Source organism: Streptomyces sp. SM1 (genome assembly GCF_002910825.1).
GTDB classification, from domain to species: domain Bacteria; phylum Actinomycetota; class Actinomycetes; order Streptomycetales; family Streptomycetaceae; genus Streptomyces; species Streptomyces okerensis.
Genome location: NZ_NEUB01000984.1, coordinates 1 through 1,277 on the forward strand (window position 1 = coordinate 1; position 1,277 = coordinate 1,277).

The 1,277-nt window shown below is 72.0% G+C and carries 1 protein-coding gene; it reads right to left on the minus strand.

Features of this window, described 5'->3' with window-relative positions; translation table 11 throughout:
* Window positions 1–1,277, minus strand: a 1,277-nt coding sequence (locus B9S61_RS34790) for a type I polyketide synthase (protein WP_146065026.1), incomplete at both ends; no start/stop codon positions are given.

Genomic DNA, 1,277 nt, shown 5'->3' on the forward strand with positions numbered 1-1,277 from the left:
CGTCCACCGGCAACGGCACCGACGCCATCCCGCCCCGGCCCGCCAACACCCCCACCGCACGCGAACGCAGCGCCACCACCCGGGCCCCGTCCTCCAGACTCAGCCCACCCGCCACACACGCAGCAGCGATCTCACCCTGCGAATGACCCACCACCGCATCGACGGTCACACCGTAGGACCGCCACACCTCCGCGAGCGACACCATCACGGCCCACAACACCGGCTGCACCACGTCGACCCGCGCCAACAACTCCTTCGACCCCAGCACCTCCACCAACGACCACTCCACGAACGGCGACAAAGCCCGCCCACACTCCGCCATCCGACCCGCGAACACCGCCGACCCACCCAACAGCTCCGCAGCCATCCCCACCCACTGCGAACCCTGCCCCGGGAACACCAGCACCGTACGGCCCGAGACCAGCCCGCTGCCGGAGATCACAGCGCCCTGCGACAGTGCGTTCAGGCGCTCGGCGAGGTTGTCCTCGGTGCCCACGAGCACCGCGCGGTGTCCCAGCGCACCGCGGCCGGTGGCCAGGGAGAAGGCCACGTCCGGTGCGCGGACACCCGAACCGTCGGTGATCCGGGCCGACAGCGCCGCCGCCTGGGCGCGCAGCGCTTCCGGAGTGCGCGCCGAAAGGAGCAGGGGGACGGCGGCGGGCGCGGTCTCCGGTGTTCCGGATCCCTCGACCAGCCTGTCCGAGTCCTCTGTCGGGGCCTGTTCGAGTATGACGTGGGCGTTGGTGCCGCTGACTCCGAAGGAGGACACGCCCGCTCGTCGCGGACGGCCCGCGTCGTCCCACGTACGGGCCTCCGTCAGCAGCCGTCCGGCCCCCGCCGACCAGTCCACCTCGGGCGTCGGGCCATCCACGTGCAGCGTCTTCGGCATCACCCCGTGCCGCAACGCCAGCACCGACTTGATGACCCCGGCGACACCGGCGGCTGCCGAAGCGTGCCCGATGTTGGACTTCAGCGAGCCGATCCACACCGGCCGGTCCGCCGGACGCCCCTGCCCGTACGTCGCCAGCAGCGCCTGCGCCTCGATCGGGTCCCCCAGCCGGGTCCCCGTACCGTGCGCCTCCACCACGTCCACCTCGGCAGCCGACAAACCCGCGTCCGCCAACGCCGCCCGGATCACCCGCTGCTGCGACGGACCGTTCGGCGCCGTCAACCCATTGCTGGCACCGTCCTGGTTCACAGCAGAACCACGGATCACCGCCAGCACCGGATGCCCGTTCCGCCGCGCGTCCGACAACCGCTCCACCAGCAGCATGCCC